Genomic DNA, 18,243 nt, shown 5'->3' on the forward strand with positions numbered 1-18,243 from the left:
AGGCCCATGTCCTCGCGCCGCCTCGTCCTCTCGTCGACCCTGCTCTTCGGCCTGTCCGTCGGCCTGACGCTCTCGGGCTCGGGCGTGGCGTCCGCGAACGAGGGCCAGTGGAAGCCCGGCCAGCTCGAGGAGATCATCGAGCGCGCCAAGCAAGACGGCCTCGAGCTCGACGCCGATCAGCTGTGGCGCGACGCGGGCACGGAGTCCGACGGCGGGCTGATGCGCGCCTCGGTGTGGCTCGGCGGCTGCTCGGCGGCCTTCATCAGCTCCGACGGCCTCGTCGCCACCAACCATCACTGCGCCTACGGAGCGCTCCAGGCCAACTCGACCGTCGAGCACGACTACATCGAGGACGGCTTCCTGGCCAAGACCCGCGACGAGGAGCTGCCCGCCCCGGGGCGCAGCGTCCGAGCCCTGCGCGAGATCACCGACGTCACCGAGACCATCGCCAAGGCCGTCGAGGGCGTCGAGGACGACGCCGCCCGGGCCAAGGCGATCGAGAAGGCCCGCAACGAGCTCGTCGACGCCTGCGAGGCCGCGGCCGACCACCGCCACTGCCGGGTCGCGGGCTTCTTCATGGGCTCGCGCTACGAGCTCCACGAGTACGTCGAGTTCGAGGACCTGCGCCTGGTCTACGCCCCGCCCGCGGCGATCGGCGAGTACGGCGGCGAAACCGACAACTGGATGTGGCCGCGGCACACCGGCGACTTCTCCTTGCTGCGCGTCTACGCCAGCGCCGACAACGAGCCCGCCCCCGCGGGCCAGGAGGGCAACGCCCCCTACAACCCCGGCCACTTCCTCGAGCCCTCGACCGAGGGCGTCAACCCGGGCGACTTCGTCGGCATCCTCGGCTACCCCGGCAAGACCGAGCGCTACCTGTGGTCGGCCGAGCTCGAGCGCCACGAGAAGGTCTGGCTGCCCCGCCGCGACGCCCTCTACAGCGAGTGGATCGCCATCCTCGAGGCCGCCGGCGAAAAAGACGAGGCCGTGAAGATCAAGGTCGCGGCGACCAAAAAGAGCCTCGCCAACCGGCGCAAGAACGCGGCCGGCAAGATCGCGGGGCTGGCCAAGATGAACCTGCTGGCCACGCGCCAGGGCGAGGACAAGCGCCTCGAGGCCCAGGGCGAGGCGGCCAAGGCGACCCTCGACGGCCTGGCCGCGATCTCCACGGCCCGGACCGAGCGCGGGCCGCTGGCCTTCCTGCTCCACAACCTGCGCTACGCCCCGCGCAGCCTGGTCATCGCCCAGAAGCTGGTGACCTGGGCCGACAACCGCGGCAAGGACGACCTCGAGCGCAAGTCGGGCTACCGCGACCGCGACAAGGACCGGCTGTGGAACAGCCTCGAGCAGCTGACCAAGGACCACGACGCGGGCGTCGACGTCGAGCTGCTCGCCTCCTTCATGCGCGTCGCCGACGGCCTCGGCGAGGACCAGCGCAGCCCGGGCTTCGACGCGGTGCTGGGCGGGGCCAAGGGCAGCGCGCAGCCCGGGAAGGCCAGCGAGGCGCCCATCGACCCCTACCGCGAGGCCGCGACCAAGGCCCTCGAGGGTTCGGCCCTCGCCGACCTCGACACGCTCGAGACCCTGTTCGACGACCCCAAGGCCGTCGCCAAGAGCAAGGACCCGATGATCGTCCTCGCCCGCGCCCTCGTGTCCGAGCTCGAGGCCCTCGAGGCCGTCGAGCAGGCCGAGCGCGGGCGCCTGGCCGTGCTCGCGCCGGCCTACTTCGAGCTGGCCTCGAAGCTGCGCGGGCAGCCGGTCTACTCCGACGCCAACAGCACGCTGCGCATGTCCCACGCGACCGTCAAGGGCTACGACAAGTGGGACGGGGAGACCCAGGTGCCGCAGACCATGGTCGCCGGCGCGGTCGCCAAGCACACCGGCGAGGGCGAGTTCAACCTGCCCGCGCCCGTGCTCGAGGCGGCCAAGACCGCCAAGGAGTCGCGCTGGATCGACCCCGAGCTCGGCGACGTGCCGGTGTGCTTCCTCGCCGACGGCGACACCACCGGGGGCAACTCGGGCTCGCCCGTGATCGACGGCAAGGGCCGGCTGATCGGCTTCAACTTCGACCGCGTGTGGGAGAACGTGGCTGGCGACTACGCCTGGCGGACCACCCACTCGCGCAACGTCATCTCCGACGCGCGCTACCTCTACTGGAACCTCGAGGTCGCGGGCGCCGACCACCTGCTCGAGGAGCTCGGCGTCGCCGACTACCAGGGGCCCCCGGCCAAGGCCGAGGAGGGCGAGGGCGACGCCGCCAAGGACCAACCCGGCGCCGACGCGGCCGCGAGCAAGGGCGGCTGCGGCTGCTCGAGCTCCGACGACGGCGCCCTGCCCCTGGTCTTCCTCGGCGTCGGCCTCATCATCCTGGGCGCGGCCACGGCCGCCGCGCGGCGTCGTGAAGCCAAGCAGGCCCAGAAGGCCCAGAAAGAGACCAACCGTGACTGACGCCCTGACCCCCGACCAGCGCGCCGCCACGGACCAGCTGTTCGCCGAGGAGCTGCCCAAGCGCCGGGTCTTGCTGGTCTCCCTCGCTGGCGCCCACGCCTACGGCTTCGCCTCGGCCGACAGCGACGTCGACCTCAAGGGCATCTGGCTCGCGCCCACGCGGCGCCTGCTCGGCCTGGGCAGCGCCCCCGGAGCCGCCGACCGCCTCGAGTGGCTCGAGGTCCCCCGCGCAGACGGGGGCGAGCCCGCCAAGGTCGAGGTCGACTACACCGTCAACGAGCTCGGCCAGGCCGTGCACGGCGTGCTCAAGGGCAACGGCAACATGCTCGAGCGCGTGTTCGACCGCGCCCCCCTCCACGCCGACCCCAACTTCGACCTCGACGGCTTCCGCGCCCACGCCCGCGCCTGCCTCTCGCGCCGGGCGCACAACCACTACCGCGGCTTCGCCTACAGCCAGCGCAAGGTCGTCGACGCGGCGATCGCCGCAGGCGAGCAGCCCAAGGCCAAGAAGGTCCTCTACGTGCTGCGGACCGCCGTGACCGGCGTGCACCTGCTCGAGACCGGCGAGGTCAACCCGGACCTGGGCGCGCTGTGGGAGCGCTACGGCTTCGTCGAGGTCCCCGAGCTGATCGCGTGCAAGCGCGGCGCCGAGCTGGGTCAGCTCCCCGAGGCGTGGACCGACGCGCGTGTCGTCGCGCTCATGGACCGCGCCTTCGCCCGCCTCGACCAGGCCCGCGAGGACTCCGCGCTGCCCGAGGCCCCCGAGCCGGAGGCCGCCCAGGCCATCGACGACTGGCTCGTCGATCAGCGCATCGCCTCCATTTAGAGGCTCTACCCGCTCGGGGTAAGCTGCGCCCGTGCTCGCCCCGGACGTGTTCGCGGACCCCACCTTGCCCTGGGAGCGCTTTGGCAGCGTGACCGAACAGTGGGCCGACCTGCCCAGCTTCCTGTTCGGCGAGTACATGTTCATGGGCTTTGCGATCGCGGCCCTGATCCACGCCTGGCGCAGCGGCCGGGACCACCTGCTGATCTGGATCGCCGCGCTGGTCGCCGGCACGGTCAACGACCTGATCTTCATGGCCCTGCCCCTGGTCAACAACTTTTGGCAGGCCCAGGCCACGATCATGCTGACGCCGCGGCTGCCGCTGTACATCCCCTGCGTCTACGTGTGCTTCATGTACTACCCGACGGTCGCGGTGCGCCGACTCGAGCGCCTCGACTGGCTGGGCATCGCGGTGTTCAGCGGCCTGCTGGCGATGATCTTCTACGCGCCCTACGACATCACCGGGGCCAAGTACCTGTGGTGGACCTGGCACGACACCGACCCGCCGATCCTGACCCGCATCCTCGGCGCGCCGACCAGCAGCAGCCTGTGGATCCTGACCTTCGTCGGCGCCTTCGCGGGCCTGCTCGACTTCAACCTGCGCCGCGACCCCGAGGTCTCCGCCGCGACCTTCGCCAAGGCCCTGGCGATGATCGCCGGCCTGACCACCTTGGTGATGATGGTCCAGATGACCATCCTCCAGCAGCTCGACGGCGGCACCCCCGGCTACGTCGCCCTGACCGTCGGCTCCCTGCTCTACCTGGGCCTGGGCCTGTGGCGCGTGGCCAAGGCCGGGGCCTTCGGCGAGACCCGCCTCGCCGGCCCCAAGCGCCCCGAGGACCTGTTCTTGTTCGCCGCCCTCGTCGCCTACTTTGCGATGTTCGTCGTCGTGCACCTCGCCTTCGACCCCGCCACCCACCAGAGCCTCGGCGTGCACCAGACCGTCGGCCAGTGCTACGTCGAGCAGACCGACATCACCGGCATGACCCGCTACGAATTTTTGTGCGCCACCGACTTCGACGAGGCCTACGACTTCAGCTGCGTCGACCAGCTCCCCGCGGAGGGCACGCGCTGGTTCACCGTCTGCGGCAAGGCCCACCACGACTTCGCCGCCTGGCTCGGCGGCGTCAGCCTGCTCGCCGCCGTCGGCATCGCCAGCTTCTTCGGCCTGCTGCGCTGGCGACGGCGCTGATATGGTCGAATCATGCGCTCGGCGAAGTGGTTGGTGATCCCCTGTGTCTCGCTGCTCGGCTGCCCCGCCGCCGAGCCGGGCGACGACGAGCTCGGGAGCTCGGAGAGCGAGGTCACCGAGACTGACACCGACACGAGCTCGGATACTGAGACCGATACGAGCACCGAAACCGATACGAGCTCGGAGACCGGCACCGAGACCGAGACTGGCGAGCCGTGCACCGGGGTCGAGTGCAACTCGACCCTCACGCTGACCTTCGAGCACGCCCTCAACCTCGACGAGGGGCCGCACCGCTTCTACATCACGCTCCCCAATCACGACTTGATCTGCTCGGTCGAGGCCGCCCCCGAGGGGGAGAAGTCCTGCTTTGGGTTCGCGTTCACGGACCTCAGCTGGACCGAGTCGGCGGTGACCGTGTTCTTGACCAACCCCTTCTTCGACGCGGAGTTGAACCCGAACGCCGAGCCCTTCGAGTCGGTGAGCTATGAGGTCGAGCTTGGGCGAGAGGTGTTGTTTGCTGGGGAGATGGCGATCGATGGCGGGGAGGCGGAGCAGCCGGATCCCTGCGGGCCGATGTGTTGGCAGGCGGTGGGTGGGGTGGTGTTGGAGTAGGCTCGTTGAGCCCGTGCTCCTGGCAGCGGATTCGTTGGACCAATGCTGCTCGCAGCGGGGTTGTTGAGCTTCGCTCTCTGCGCGCGTTTCCTCCACCTACGCTCGCTACGGCTCGAGGTCGGGGCGACGGGGAGGAATGTTTTTGGCGGGGGTGAAGATCAGCTCTGGTTTGGCGTGTCCCGCTACCCAGGCGTCCTTCATCCCCGCCAGAGAGCACCCCCTCCCAGGGGGTGACCACATGCCCCCTAGCGCCCACGAGCGACCCTGCCCGAGGAGCGAAGCGACGAGAGGACCTGCGCGAGCAGGCCCGCTGCAGCCCCAGTCCCCCAGCCCACGCGGGGGTCAAAATCAATTCGGCGGCCCGATGTAGATGTCGTCGACGTAGACCGTGTCTTGCCCGCCGTCGAGCGAGCCGTCCTTGGTGTAGCTCCACCGGAAGGTGTGCATGCCAGTGCTCACGGGGTAGACGGCCTCGGCCCAGGCGTTCATCCCGGACCAGGTGTCCTGCTCGGTGTCGTCGATGAAAAAGCGCAGGTAGTCGAAGTTGTTCTCGGTGCTCTCGCTGTGCCAGAAGCGGACCTCGCCGTCCTGGGGCATCTCGAGCACGACCTCGAGGCTGCTCGTGCCGCTGTTGCCGATGTTCCCGGACACGCCCCCGTACTCGCTGCCGCCGTAGGCCCCAGCGGGGCCGGCGAACCACACGGCGTTGCCCGAGGTCACCCACGGCAGGGTCATCAGGTCGCCGGTCTCGAAGTCCTCGAAGTAGCCGTTGGAGATGCAGCCGTTTTGGCAGAAGTCGTCGTCGACGTCGTTGGCGTCGTCGCACTCCTCCACGCCCTCTTGGATGAAGCCGTCGCCGCACACGGCCTCGGTGCAGGTGCTGGGGCAGGCGTCGGTGTCCGCGAGGTTGCCGTCGTCGCACTCCTCCACGCCCTCGTAGATGTGGCCGTCGCCGCACACGTTGAAGGTGCAAAAGGTCGCCACGCACTCGTCGTTGCTCGAGTCGTTGCCGTCGTCGCACTCCTCCACGCCGGCCTGGACGTAGCCGTCACCGCAGTAGGCGAGCTCGCAGGCGGGGCACTCGTCGTCGGTGTCGGTGTTGCCGTCGTCGCACTGCTCGCCCTCCTGGATGATCCCGTCGCCGCAGTTCCCGGGCAGGCAGGCGTTGTTGCAGTCGTCGCCGTTGTTGTCGTTGCCGTCGTCGCACTCTTCGCCGGGCTGGACGTAGCCGTCGCCGCACATGGCCGCGGTGCACTGGTTGGTGCACGCGTCGTTGTTGGAGTCGTTGCCGTCGTCGCACTCCTCGAACTCGGTGTAGACGAAGCCGTCGCCGCACTCGGCCACGGTGCACGCGGAGGTGCACGAGCCGCTGTCGCTGTTGCCCGCGCCGAGGTCACACTGCTCCTCGCCCTCGACGATGCCGTCGCCGCAGGTGCTCGTCGGGCCCTCCTCGGTGCTCTCTTCCTCCGTGCCGGCCTCGCCGACATCGTCTGAGCCGGCGCCGTCGTCGGAGGGGCACGCGCTCAGCAGCGCGATGCCGCAGGTCAGCGAGGTCACTCGGATCAAGCGAAGAGTAGTCGTCATGACCCGGGATGATACGACCTAATCTCCCATCGCAAAGTGGGGGAGCCGTCTCCAAATCTCGGGGCGCAGCGACGCCCGGTGTCGACGCCGCAGTCGGCTGTTCGCCGCGTCAAAACCATGATTCATGCGAGCGCGGCAAAGGCGGACCCAGGTCGAACACGCCCTGCGTTCAACGCGTTTCGCCCGCAGCTGGATACACGGGGCGAATGTCGATGGGGATACCCGAGAGCGAGCCCAGGGCTTGCTCCATCTCCGGCGAGACCACGGCGTAGGTGTCGAGGAAGCTGTCGACGGCCCCCTTGTCGCCCGCGTGCTGGAGCATGACGACGTCGCGGACCAGCGCCTCGATGGCCTGCTCGAGCTTGGCGGGGTCGACGGTGAACTTGCCCGTCTCGGCGTCGAAGGTCGCGGCCTTGGCCTCGAGGAAGCGGTTGATCTGGAAGGCCGCGCCCTTGCCGTGGGCCTCGGCCACGCCAAAGCGGACGCTGCGGAACAGCCCGGCGAAGTAGGTGACCAGCAGGGGCTCGCGGAAGTCCTTGGGGAACAGGCCCTCGTCGATCATGTAGAGGATGTTCCACGCGCCCATGACGTCGGCCTTGCCCTCCTCGAGGGGGGAGTAGCTGGCCCCGAGGGCGACGCGGACCTCGATCTCCCGGTCGCCCTGTTTGACCGTCGCCGGGCCCAGGCTGTGGCTGAGCTCGTGGAACAGGACCTCGTTGAAGAAGGCGTCTTGGCTGAGCATGGGCAGCTGCTCGGCGACGATCACCCGCTCGGCGATGGGGGTCATGATCGCGTCGAACTTGGCGTTGATGGCGTTGCGCAGCATGACCTTCTTGGCCCCCTTCTCCTTGCGCACGCGCTCGTCGTTGGGGAGGTTGAAGGCGATGGTCTGCACGCTCTTGCGCGCGTCGCCAGAGGTGAACACCAGGTCGACGACGCGGATCGGGCTCTCGGCGCCGCGCTGGGTCTTGACCGCGTCGTCGACGGGCAGGTGCTGCTCCATCTTGGGCAGCCACTCCTTGTAGACCGAGAGCTTCTTGCTGGCGTCGGGGTCGGACACGGTGACGAAGGCCTCGAAGCTGGCCTTGAGCCCGAGCAGCTCGTCCTCGTAGGTCTCGTAGGGCCCGATGGTCGCCTCGACGCGGCTGTCGAGGTCCATCCAGTCCTTGTCCGACTGGTAGTAGTCGTCGCTGGCGAAGGCGTCGGCGCGCGAGCGCAGGAAGGTCGCCAGGGACTCGTTGCTGGTCAGCTCGGCGGCCGCACGCATGCGCTCGGCCGCCGGCTCGAGCCACTGGGCGAAGGCCTGGCTGTAGGGCACGGCGACGAGCTCGGCCGGCGCCTGCGGATCGCGCTGGACCACGGTGAACAGGCTCTCGAGCTCGCCGCGCCGCGCGGGGTGGGCGTCGGCGTAGGCCCGGAAGTCCTCGGCGCTCAGGCCCGGCGGGTAAAAGCCGGCGCCCGGCGGGTGGGCGATGTCGATGGCGAAGGGCGCGAAGTGGTCCTGGCGATCCCAGGGCCCGCGCATGATCTGGAAGTAGTCGAGGCGCAGGCGCTCGAGCTCCCCGGCGCCCTCGGCCTGGGCCGCCGCCTCGAGCCGGGCCTCGTGGCCGGGGTAGTCGACCCACACCTGGCGGTCGAACACGGGGTCGAGCAGGCGCGCGGCCTCGATGAGCGCGGCGAGGGCCTCCTGCTCGCCCTCGGGCAGCGAGGCCAGGTCGGCCTCGAGGACCACGGGGACGAACTGATCGACCTTGGCCTGGAGGACCTCGGCGGTCGCGGCCTCCGTGCCCAGGGCGTACTCGCTGACGAGGAGCTCGGACAGCGGGCCGCCGGGGTCGGGGGCCTCGCCGGTGCTGGCCTCGTCGGGGTTGGTCGAGGGGCCGCAGGCGCCGAGACCCAGCAGCGCGGAGGCGGAGACGAGCGAGGCGAGGCGGACAGTTCGAGGGCGCGTCACGGGGCGCAACATCGCATGAACGAAGGTTCAAACAAAGCCGGCCCGAGACTGTGAATGAATCCACAGTCTCTTTCCATTTTAGCCGTCGTGGACCTCCCTGCCCCACGTCCACGACTCAATCCAACTCAGCCCAGCTCAGTCGGCGTAGCGGGTCGGATCCTCGACCCCGGCGGCGGCGAAGCCCTGGCGCCGCAGCATGCACGACTCGCACCGTCCGCAGGCCAGCGGGCGCTCGTCCGCGGACCCCGGCTCGCCGACGCTGCTCGGGTCGTAGCAGCTGGTGGTATCGCCATAGTCGACGCCGAGGCCCAGGCCGCGCTCGATGATCGCGCCCTTTTCGAGGTCGATGAGCGGCGCGCGGACGCGGACGTCCGTGGCCTTGGTCGCGAGCCGGGCCATGGCCTCGAAGGCCGCGACGAACTCCGGGCGGCAGTCGGGGTAGCCCGAGTAGTCGACGGCGTTGACCCCGAGCCAGATGTCCCGCGCGCCCACGACCTCGGCCCAGGCCAGGGCGTAGCTCAGGAACAAGGTGTTGCGCGCCGGCACGTAGGTGCTGGGGATCGCCTCGGCCTCGCCGCGCTCGAGCTGGCGCTGGCGCGCCTCGGCGTCGGGCACCGCGAGCTCGCTGGCGGCGACGAGGGAGGTCGCGGGCGCGACCAGGCGGCCGAGGTGGCTCAGGTCGACGACCTCGTGGGCGGCCGCGTCGAAGCGCCGCGCCTGCCGGGCCGCGCACCCGAGCTCGAGGGCGTGGCGCTGGCCGTAGGCGAAGCTCAGGGCGTGCACGCGCTGGCCAGCCTCGCGCGCGGCGATCGCCAGGACCGTGGTCGAGTCGAGGCCGCCGCTGAGCAGGACCACCGCTGGCGCGCCGCGCCGAGGACTGCTGTCTGCCATCGCGGGAGCCTACAACCGCGATCCCAGGGCGTGGAGCGCACGGCCGCGTGAGCAGCCACAAGGCCCAAACGCGGCCCGCGGCGAGCGGCGTGAGTCGTCGCCGTTGTCGAGTCAGGGCCTTCTTGGCAACGTCCACGCATGCCCGCCAAGCCGATGACCTATTGGAATTACATCAAGGTCGAGGAGCTCCTGGCCCTGCAGAGCGGGCTCGAGGGCGAGGACACCATGCGCAACGACGAGGTGATGTTCGTCGTCGTCCACCAGATCGACGAGCTGTGGTTCAAGCTCGCGCTGCGCGAGCTGGTGCTGATCCGCGACCTCTTCGCCCAGCGCCACGTCGCCGAGCAGTCGCTGTCGAGCGCGGTCCGGGGCCTGCGTCGCACGGTGCTGTTGTTCGGGCAGGTCGCCAGCCACTTCGCGCTGATGGAGACGCTGACGACCCGGGACTACCTCGCCTTCCGCGACAAGCTCTACCCGGCCAGCGGCTTCCAGTCGGCGCAGCTGCGCGAGATCGAGATCATCATGGGCCTGCAGTCCGCGGACCGCATCCCCCTGGGCCACGAGACCTACCTGCGCGCCCTGCAAAACCCCGACGGCTCGCCCTCGCCGGCGTCGAGGCGCGTCCAGGCCCGCCTCGAGGACCTGCCCAGCCTGCGCGTGGCCCTCGACGAGTGGCTCTACCGCACGCCCATCGACGGCTCCCTGCCCGACGACATCGGCGACGAGGAGCACGTGCGCGGCGTCGCCGAGGGCTTCATCGAGGCCCACGCCCGCGAGATCGATCGCAACCGCCAGCGGGCGATGAGCGAGGCCCTGACCCCCGAGGACCGCGAGCGCCTCGACGCCCGCTACCTCCGCGAGGCCGAGAGCACCCGGGCCTTCCTGCTCGCCGAGGACCTGCCCGAGGACACGAGCGCCGACGAGCGGAGCCGTCGCGCCCGCATCCGCGCGGCCTTGCTGTTCATCGAGAGCTACCGCGAGCTGCCCCTGCTGGCGTGGCCGCGCGAGGTGATCGACTCGATCGTCGCCCTCGAGCAGGCCTTCGTGATCTTCCGTCAACGCCACGCCCGCATGGTCGAGCGGGTCATCGGCCGGCGCACGGGCACGGGCGGCTCGGCGGGCGTCGAGTACCTCGACCAGACCGCCCTCAAGTACCGGGTGTTCCGCGACGTCTGGGCCGTGCGCACCCTGCTGCTGCGCCAGTCGGCCCTGCCCGAGCTGCAAAACCCGAGCTACTACGGCTTCGTCGCCGCCGACGACGACACCAACGCGTGAGGGCGTGAACGCGATGAAGGTCGTGATCGTCGGCGGCGGGACCATGGGCCTGGCCGCGGCCTGGGCCCTCGCCCGGACCGGTCGCGCCGTCACGCTGCTCGAGCGCTTCGAGCACGTCCACGCCCTCGGCAGCCACGGCGGGCACACCCGCATCATTCGCCACGCCTACCACGAGAGCTCGGACTACGTGTCCCTGGTCAGCCGGGCCGACGCCGAGTGGACGGCCCTCGGGGCGCGCGCGGGCCAGGAGCTGCTCGTGCGCTGCGGCTTGCTCGAGTTCGGCGCGCCCGATCATCCGGACTTTCAGGCGGCCATGGGCGCGCTCGTCGAGCACGACATCCCCCACGAGCTCCTCGACGCGGCCGAGGCCGGGCGCCGCTACCCCTTCGTGATCCCCTCGGGCTGGGGCGCGTGCCTGTCCCCCGACAGCGGCTACCTGCGCGTGCGCGCGTGCCTCGACGCCCTGCGTCGCGAGGCCGAGGCCGCGGGCGCCCAGCTGCGCTACGGCGCCCGGGTGCGCGAGCTGATCCTCGGCACGGACGCGCCCGGGGTGCTCCTCGAAGACGGCGCCGTGATCCGCGGCGACCACCTGATCGTGGCCGCCGGCGCGCGCACGGCCGAGCTCTTCCCCGGTGGCCTGCGCGGCCCGGGACAGGTCCAGCTCGCCGTCTACCGGCGCGTGCTCGCGTGGGCCCTGCGCCAGACGCCGGCCCTGCGCGACATGCCGACCTGGGGCGCCTTCGTGCCCGAGGGTTTCTTCTACGGCTTCCCCGATCACGGCGTCGGCGAAGCGGGGGCGAAGCTCGCCTGCCACTCGTCCACGGACCCCGCGTTCGCGTGGCTCTACGAGGCCCACGAAGACGACGCGGACCAGGTCGATCGCCGCATCCACGCGCGCGACCTCGAGCCCCTGCGCGCCTTCGTGGATCGCTACCTGCCGAGCGCCGCGGGGGGCTTCGCAGCCACGACGACCTGCCTGTACACCAACACGCCCAGCGAGGACTTTTGGATCGACCGCCACCCCGAAGACGAGCGGGTCACGATCGCCTCGGGCTTCTCGGGCCACGGCTTCAAGTTCGCCCCGGCGATCGGCCTGATGCTCGCCGACCTGGCGACGCGCGGACGCAGCGAGCTGTGGCTCGAGCGCTTCTCGACCGCTCGGCACCTGGCTCGAGTTTGATCTCCAGCCGAGCGCGCACGGCAAACACGCGCGCAGGCGGACGGGTTTCACGAGGAGGGTCTCGTGAATCCATCCACCGCGCGCGGGCGCGCTAGCGAAGCATCGATTGTGGAAAGTGGGGTCGGCTCGGCCGAACCCGTCGAACGACGGAGCTAGAAGCTCGTGATGCCCCCGCCGGTCGGTCCGGACGAGGTGCTGGGGGCCGGCGTCGGGGCGGCGGGGGCCTCGGGCTCGGGAGCAGCGGCGGGCACGGGCGGCGGCGCGACGTTGGTCGTCGGCTGGGCCGGTGCGGGCGCGGGGGCAGGGGGCGCGGTCGTGGGCTGAGCGCTCGGGGTCACCGGTGCCGTCGGGCGACCGGAGCGAGCGGCGAGCTCCTCGAGCTTGGCCTTGGGCAGCGGTCCACGATCCTTGCGAGCCATGCGGCGGATCATCCGACGCAGGGACTTGGCGATGGCGTGGCCGGTGGGCAGGACGACCGCGACGGTCTCTTCGTTCTCTTTTTGAACGACGATGGTGTGCTTGCCGACGACGAGCCGAATGCTCTTTTCTTCGGTGCGCTTGAACAGGTCGAGGGCGCCATCGAGGACGGGACGCCAACTGTCCACACCGCGGTGTTCCCGCGATGCGGCGTCGACGACGACGGCTTCGATGCCAGCCGCGACGGCGAGATGATCGATATTCGCTAGAAGACTCATTGGTCTACCTCTTTCCAGGGGGGCGCGGGATTGTCGCCCCTTGAACATGATGGCCCAGTTTTCAACCGGCGCCAGTAGAGCCACCTGGCCGCTAGCCAGACGGCTGTTCGTGCGGCACTAGCGCGCCACCCTCCCGAGTTACGTCGGTGGCGCACTCGCCGTTACGCGCGCCAACGCCGTTTGGATCGCCATTTCGCCGCCCTGGGTCCTCGAAGGGAGATCTCTGATGGACCCGTCAGTCAATGCGCAAAATCCGCCGGCAGGCTCAGGCGCGGCGCTTTGCACGCATTGATTCCTCAGTTCGAGTTTTTCGATGCCCAGATCCGCGCTCGCTCGAACTCGAGTGCTCTAATGCGCCCGTGGATCCCTACCCATCCGGTGAGCGCGATGCTGCGCGATCTCCCGCCAGCGATGGCGGGGCGCCCACACGCGTCTGGGTGGTTCGGGCCGCGGTCGTCTACTTCGCATTGGCCACGGCGGCCCTCGTCGCGCCGGTCCACACCTGGCTCGGCGACCACATCGAGCCGCGCGTCGCCGGGCTGCCGTGGTCGCTGGTCTGGGTGTTGCTGATCATCCTCGCCAACTTCGTGGTGCTCGCGCTCTTGCACCGCGCACGCGTGGTCGACCACCGCGAATCCTGAGCCTTCGCCAACGGCGTTGGCTCTTGTCCGATCGCCCCCGCCGTGGTCATCTCCCGCGGTGCGATCCAAGATCCGAGTGCCCGCGGCGGTGGTGATGATCGCGGCCTTCGCTGGCTGCGACGCTGGAACGAGCGCCTCCAAGGGTGAGCCGGCGGCCTACGACGAGCCCACGACGATCCCCGCGGGCGTGCCCTACGAAGGCAAGGAGCTCCCTGACGAGATCCCCGTCGCCAACGCCGAGGAGTGTCCGCGCGGGCGCGGGATCGACAAGGACGGCCAGTGCATCCGCCTGCGCAACCAGGCCTTCGAGAGCAAGCACGGCGGCGAGGTGATGATCCCAGCGGGCGACTTTTGGCGCGGCGACCTGCCCCCGCCCACGCGCATGGACGTCAAGGGCATGGGCGACCGACCCCACGCGCAGTGGCCCGGGCAGCCCCTGGTCGCCGACGCGCTGCCGGCCTATTGGATGGACGGCTGGGAGATCACCCGGGGGGCCTACGCCGACTGCGTGAGCGCGGGCGAGTGCAGCCCGGCGACCTGCGTCGACGGCAGCGACGGCGCGCCCTCCCAGGCCCAGGCCCAGGGCCAGGAGCTCGACGCCTTCCCCCAGACCTGCGTGAGCCACGATCAGGCCGCGAGCTACTGCGAGTGGCGAGGCGCCCGCTTGCCCACGGAGGCCGAGTGGGAGTACGCCGCCCGCGGACCCCTGGGCTGGCGCTACCCCTGGGGCGATCGCCTGCGCGACGAGGTCGGCCTGGCCCTCGGCCCCGTCGGCTTCGACCCCCTCGACATCAGCTACTTCGGCCTCAAGGGCTTCGGCGGCAACGCCATGGAGTGGGTCGCCGACGCCTTCGACCCCGACGGCAACCTCCGCGCCTACCTGCCCGAGGGCGCCGCGTTCCGCAGCCCCGACGGACCCCTCGCGCAGTCCCGGGCCGCATGGACCGAGCAGCTGTGCGGCGGGTCCGAGTGCGACCTGGGCACGCGCTACGTCGTCAAGGGCGGGCGCATGGGCGCGCGCACCGGTGCGTGGCAGCTCGCGGACGCCAGCGCCCTGGCCAACCCGGCGCCCAGCGAGAACTTCGAGGGCGACAAGACCCTCGCCCAGCACCCGCGCCTGGGCTTTCGCTGCGCCCGCGACCTGACCGAGGCCGAGGCCGAGCTGGCCCTCGAGAACCCGCAAAAGGCCAACCCCCTCCCCCTCGTGCTCAACCGCGAGAACTACCAGCTGTTCATGGCCGTCGCCGAGGCCGTCGACCGCTCCGAGGCCGAGGCCTTTTGCGCCCAGCTCGTCGCCCCCGGGGAGGCCGAGGGCAAGGGCGGCTGGCGCCTGCCGACCCTCGCCGAGATCGAGACCGTCGCGATCTGGTTTGGCGGCCCCGGGCCCTTTTGGGCCAGCGAGGGCGCCGTCGAGCAGACCTTCGTGGACGAGGAAGAGGCGACCTACGGCGCGGTCGAGGTCGATCCGGCCCAGCCCCTGTTTGCCCGGTGCATCCGCGGCCTGGCCGACGCGCCGGCGGGCCCCAACCAGAGCGCGCCTGCTCCAGCGCCGACCGACGCCCCGACGCAAGCCGAGCCCGACGCCGAGCCTGGCGAGTAGTCCAGGCGATGATCGACGCGCGCACGCCGTGGTACGACCACGGTATGCGCGTCGCCTTTAATACTGTCCTGTTCGCCTGCCTGAGCTCGAGCCTCGCCCTCGGCTGCGTCCCCGAGGAGCAAGACGACGACGACAACGGCGAGGACACGACCAGCCAGGACACCGGCGAGGAAGAAGAAGAAGAAGAGGAAGAGACCACCGCGGGCGCGGAGGCCTGCGCCGACTTTGGTGACCAGGCCGGATGCGAGGCCGCGGCCCTGGACCCCTCGTGCATCTGGATCACGGGCCTGTCCGCCGCCCGCGAGGGCGACGTGTGCACCGTCGAGTCCTACGGGCTGTGCGTCGACGCGACCATTCAGGACACGGCCGCGGGCTGCGGCCAGGCCGTGGGCTGCGAAAGCGAGGACACCTTCACCTCGCCCTTCCACGCCACCATCGACGGCGAGGTGGTGCTGATGGACTTTTGCGGCGGGACCCCGCCGGTCGAGTTCCAGCCCTGCGGGTCGGGCGAGGCCGACGCCGATCCGCCCGAATGCGCCTGCGCCTGCGCTCTGTTCCCGGGCTGAGATCCGAGGCCCGACAAGAGCCTGAGCAAGACCCAAGACCTGGGTCAGGGGTCACGACGACATCGTCAGACCCCTCGCTATGATTCCGCATGCGTACGGCTGCGGTCGCCCTGGTCCTCCTCGCCTGTGCCTGCAAGGCCGCCCCCGGAGCCGACGCAGGCTCCGAGGACGAGGCCGGAGACACCGGCGAAGACGGGCAGTACACGGTCAGCGCGACCCTCGGCAGCGAGGGCGGCGAGCTCGAGCTCTCGGAGCTGCCCGGGTGGATCGCCGCGGTCCGGCTGACCCTCCCCGCCGGCGCCCTCGAGCCTGGCCAGAGCGCGACGCTGACCCTGGGCTGGGACGAGGGCGAGGCCACCCTCGACGGCGCGACGCCCATGGGTTCGATCTGGCTCGAGGTCGAGCCCCGGGAGCTCACCCCGACCGTCGAGCAGGCCCTCGAAGCCGGCGTCGCCTTGGACACCGAGGCCATGGGCGAGGCCGCCGAGGGCCTCGACGATCCCGGGGCCTGGCTCGAGGAGCACGTCGTGCTGACCCGAGACGACGAGGCCGCGGCCGCCGAGCTGACCTTGTGCGAGACCGCGAAGACCCCGGGCCTGGGCCTGGGCCTCTACCCCCTCGACGACCGCGGGGAGGCCGTGAACTACTTCCAGGCGGACTCGAAGCGCTCGTGGCTGTTCGCCCGCTACACCGACTTTCTCCCCCACCCCCTGGGCCCCTACGCCTTCCACATCACCGAGGACGACGGCACCCGCCACGACTGGCACTTCGTCCCGGGCTCGCACACCTGGGGCACCGCGCACCCGCACACCGGGCCGCTGCGCTTTACGGCCTACCCGGTCAGCGTCGCGGGTGACGGCGAGCCGCGCCACACCTGGCCCGCGGGCACGGCCGGGGACACCGTCGAGGCCTGCATCACCGAGGTCGCGACCAAGATCCTCGATTTGTATCAAGGCCGCTTTCGGACCCTCGTCGTCGACGCCTACGGCGACCACACGCCCCTGCCCTGGCACATCGTCATCTACGACTTCACGACCTCCTCGTCCACGCTCGCCGCGGCCAACTACCCCGAGCGCTGGATGCAGCTGCCCACGACCTGGCTCGACCCGCAGCTGTGGGCCGGGGGCTGCTTCACCGAGCAGACCCGCCCTTACGTGCACGCCATGGCCCACGAGATGTTCCACTGGCAGCAGCAGGTCTACGTCATGGACGCCAACGATCCGATCCAGTGGGGGTGGGGCAAGCTGGCGTGGCACAAACGCACGCCGCAGTCCTTCGCCGGGCCGCACCCGATCACCCCCGACCTGAAGCGCAAGCCGATGCTGTGGTTTCAAGAGGCCACGGCGCAGCACGTCGCCTTCGAGATCTCCGGAGAGACCGCCTGGGTCCGCCACGGGCTGCCGGCCTACCCCCTGGACGGCGTGCCGTGGATGGAGTGGGGCGACCTGGCCATCGCGCCCGACGGCTTTTGGGGCTACCGCAAAGGCCACTACATCAAGTACCTCACCGACCGCGAGGGTTCGGCGGCGGGGGACGACCTGGCAGAGCTGCACTCGCTCCTGGACGCCATCGGCGACCACGCGGTGAGCGAGATGAACGCGGGCGTCAACGCCTCGACGGTCGACCTGCTCGAGCCCCTGCCGACCTGGGCCGCGTCCAAGGGCCGCGACCCCTTCGGCTTCTTCCGCGAGGTCGCCCTGCTGCGCGGCTGCGTCTCGGGCGGGAGCTGCCCCGAGGTCCCGCCCGCGGCCGCCAAGCCCTTCGGCAGCGCCGCCACCGGCGGCTACGCCCGGCTGATCCCGCGCGCGGAGGCCGAGGTGTGGTGGGCCCCCTACATCCTCGACCCCGACGACCCCCACGACGCCTACGAGACCCCCTTCGGGGGCGGCCCCCTGCCCGCGTGGGAAAAGGGCGAGGTCGCGGACCTCGGCGCGAGCTGGGTCAACGCGGACACCTGCCGCTTCGACAGCACCACCGCGCTCTACTCCGACCTCGGAGCCGCGGGGCAGGGCCTGCTCGAGTCCCCGGAGCCCACCGAGCTGCCGCTGCCCGAGACCCTCGCCTGGCACGCCACCGGCACGCGCATCGACTTTGTCGACGACCTCAGCTACGAGGTCGAGAAGTACCTGTGGCGCGCCCGGCCCGGGGCCGACTGCCCGCCCCAGCTGCACCTCGAGTGGTACCACCGCACCGACGAGGCGGGCTCGCTGACCTTCGGCGACGCCCTCGCCAACGGCGACGCCCAAATGTTCACGACCGAGCCCCCGGACGCCGCGAGCTGGCGCGAGGTCACCCTCTTGGTCGGCAACAACTCCCCCCTGATCGACTCCGACGCCAGCTGCTCCGTGCTCGTCGAGGTCCTCCCCGGGACCTGCCCCTGCGTCGCCATGCCCATGGTCAACGGCGGCGGCGGAGCCGACGACCTCATCGTCGCCTGCGAGCTCGAAGGCGGCGAGCAGTTCGACTACTGCAACGACGAGGGCTTTTGGTCGAGCGGCCTGCTGACCCCCAAGGAGCTCCCGGTCTGCTGGCAAGAGTTCCCCGTCCTCGGAGAGTTCTGCGGCCTGAGCTCCAGCGCCCTCGACTGAGCAAACGAATACAACGAGCTCCAATCCACCCACGCGCGAGCAGCCCATCCCCCTCTCGACTCGGAGCCACCGATCGCCGCACCAAGACGGGCACAAAGGGGCAAGGGGGTCGAATCCCCCAGCGCAAGGAGCCGCCCAAGCGCCAAGGGAAACCCAAGCCCCGCATCAACCTTCAGCACCCAAAACCAGAACAC

At 70.6% G+C, this 18,243-nt stretch carries 14 protein-coding genes; 10 read left to right on the forward strand and 4 right to left on the reverse strand.

The window, feature by feature from the left end; translation table 11 throughout:
* Positions 1-6 precede the first annotated feature (6 nt).
* From PPSIR1_RS35035 to PPSIR1_RS35050, 4 genes are read left to right on the forward strand one after another with little or no spacing between them, the layout of a single operon-like run.
* Positions 7-2,448 (forward strand): S46 family peptidase, encoded by a 2,442-nt coding sequence (locus PPSIR1_RS35035; RefSeq protein ID WP_006975996.1) that lies wholly within the window; start codon positions 7-9, stop codon positions 2,446-2,448.
* Positions 2,441-3,274 (forward strand): nucleotidyltransferase domain-containing protein, encoded by an 834-nt coding sequence (locus PPSIR1_RS35040; RefSeq protein WP_006975997.1) that lies wholly within the window; start codon positions 2,441-2,443, stop codon positions 3,272-3,274. The genes PPSIR1_RS35035 and PPSIR1_RS35040 overlap by 8 nt, the downstream gene beginning before the upstream one ends.
* A gap of 31 nt (positions 3,275-3,305) precedes the next feature.
* Entirely contained in the window at positions 3,306-4,463 is a 1,158-nt protein-coding gene (locus PPSIR1_RS35045; RefSeq protein ID WP_006975998.1) for a DUF7802 domain-containing protein, read from the forward strand.
* Positions 4,464-4,475: 12 nt separating this feature from the next.
* Positions 4,476-5,075 (forward strand): hypothetical protein, encoded by a 600-nt coding sequence (locus tag PPSIR1_RS35050; protein ID WP_006975999.1) that lies wholly within the window; start codon positions 4,476-4,478, stop codon positions 5,073-5,075.
* A gap of 348 nt (positions 5,076-5,423) precedes the next feature.
* Here the strand turns inward: PPSIR1_RS35050 and PPSIR1_RS35055 are convergent, their stop codons facing one another.
* The 3 genes from PPSIR1_RS35055 to queC all read right to left on the reverse strand — a co-directional run bounded on the left by PPSIR1_RS35055 (position 5,424) and on the right by queC (position 9,504).
* A complete protein-coding gene (locus tag PPSIR1_RS35055) occupies positions 5,424-6,659 on the reverse strand; it encodes a DUF4215 domain-containing protein (protein ID WP_086001978.1) in 1,236 nt (411 codons plus the stop codon).
* A gap of 169 nt (positions 6,660-6,828) precedes the next feature.
* Positions 6,829-8,613, reverse strand: coding sequence for a dipeptidyl-peptidase 3 family protein (locus PPSIR1_RS35060; protein ID WP_232296594.1), 1,785 nt, complete (start codon positions 8,611-8,613; stop codon positions 6,829-6,831).
* A gap of 135 nt (positions 8,614-8,748) precedes the next feature.
* Positions 8,749-9,504: a 7-cyano-7-deazaguanine synthase QueC gene (gene queC, locus PPSIR1_RS35065; RefSeq protein ID WP_045117371.1), complete on the reverse strand. Its 756-nt coding sequence runs from the start codon at positions 9,502-9,504 to the stop codon at positions 8,749-8,751.
* 138 nt (positions 9,505-9,642) lie between these two features.
* On the opposite strand from queC, the gene PPSIR1_RS35070 reads away from it, so the two are divergent.
* Together PPSIR1_RS35070 and solA are read left to right on the forward strand one after the other, a co-directional pair.
* Positions 9,643-10,779: a tryptophan 2,3-dioxygenase family protein gene (locus PPSIR1_RS35070; protein WP_006976003.1), complete on the forward strand. Its 1,137-nt coding sequence runs from the start codon at positions 9,643-9,645 to the stop codon at positions 10,777-10,779.
* 13 nt (positions 10,780-10,792) lie between these two features.
* Positions 10,793-11,959, forward strand: a complete 1,167-nt coding sequence (gene solA / locus PPSIR1_RS35075) for an N-methyl-L-tryptophan oxidase (protein ID WP_232296595.1) — start codon at positions 10,793-10,795, stop codon at positions 11,957-11,959.
* Positions 11,960-12,111: 152 nt separating this feature from the next.
* On the opposite strand, the gene PPSIR1_RS35080 is transcribed toward solA, so the two are convergent.
* The gene (locus PPSIR1_RS35080; RefSeq protein ID WP_006976005.1) at positions 12,112-12,564 is read right to left on the reverse strand and encodes a hypothetical protein; all 453 of its coding nucleotides are present in this window, start codon (positions 12,562-12,564) and stop codon (positions 12,112-12,114) included.
* 527 nt (positions 12,565-13,091) lie between these two features.
* Here PPSIR1_RS35080 and PPSIR1_RS48665 point away from each other — a divergent pair.
* From PPSIR1_RS48665 to PPSIR1_RS35095, 4 genes are all read left to right on the forward strand, one after another.
* Entirely contained in the window at positions 13,092-13,295 is a 204-nt protein-coding gene (locus tag PPSIR1_RS48665) for a hypothetical protein (RefSeq protein WP_006976007.1), read from the forward strand.
* 58 nt (positions 13,296-13,353) lie between these two features.
* Positions 13,354-14,895 (forward strand): formylglycine-generating enzyme family protein, encoded by a 1,542-nt coding sequence (locus PPSIR1_RS44715; RefSeq protein WP_053335481.1) that lies wholly within the window; start codon positions 13,354-13,356, stop codon positions 14,893-14,895.
* Between the two features lie 8 nt (positions 14,896-14,903).
* On the forward strand, positions 14,904-15,461 hold the full coding sequence (locus PPSIR1_RS35090; RefSeq protein ID WP_157596305.1) for a hypothetical protein: 558 nt from the start codon (positions 14,904-14,906) through the stop codon (positions 15,459-15,461).
* 89 nt (positions 15,462-15,550) lie between these two features.
* Positions 15,551-18,049: a hypothetical protein gene (locus PPSIR1_RS35095; protein WP_006976010.1), complete on the forward strand. Its 2,499-nt coding sequence runs from the start codon at positions 15,551-15,553 to the stop codon at positions 18,047-18,049.
* The last annotated feature ends 194 nt before the right edge of the window (positions 18,050-18,243 follow it).

It is taken from the genome of Plesiocystis pacifica SIR-1, from assembly GCF_000170895.1.
GTDB classification, from domain to species: Bacteria; Myxococcota_A; Polyangia; order Nannocystales; family Nannocystaceae; genus Plesiocystis; species Plesiocystis pacifica.

Bases quoted from the DNA above. Each gene is read 5' to 3' on its own strand.
- PPSIR1_RS35035 (WP_006975996.1), top strand. From the start codon at position 7: ATGTCCTCGCGCCGCCTCGTCCTCTCGTCGACCCTGCTCTTCGGCCTG.
- PPSIR1_RS35050 (WP_006975999.1), top strand. From the start codon at position 4,476: ATGCGCTCGGCGAAGTGGTTGGTGATCCCCTGTGTCTCGCTGCTCGGC.
- PPSIR1_RS35055 (WP_086001978.1), bottom strand. From the start codon at position 6,659: ATGACGACTACTCTTCGCTTGATCCGAGTGACCTCGCTGACCTGCGGC.
- queC (WP_045117371.1), bottom strand. From the start codon at position 9,504: ATGGCAGACAGCAGTCCTCGGCGCGGCGCGCCAGCGGTGGTCCTGCTC.
- PPSIR1_RS35070 (WP_006976003.1), top strand. From the start codon at position 9,643: ATGCCCGCCAAGCCGATGACCTATTGGAATTACATCAAGGTCGAGGAG.
- solA (WP_232296595.1), top strand. From the start codon at position 10,793: ATGAAGGTCGTGATCGTCGGCGGCGGGACCATGGGCCTGGCCGCGGCC.
- PPSIR1_RS35090 (WP_157596305.1), top strand. From the start codon at position 14,904: ATGATCGACGCGCGCACGCCGTGGTACGACCACGGTATGCGCGTCGCC.
- PPSIR1_RS35095 (WP_006976010.1), top strand. From the start codon at position 15,551: ATGCGTACGGCTGCGGTCGCCCTGGTCCTCCTCGCCTGTGCCTGCAAG.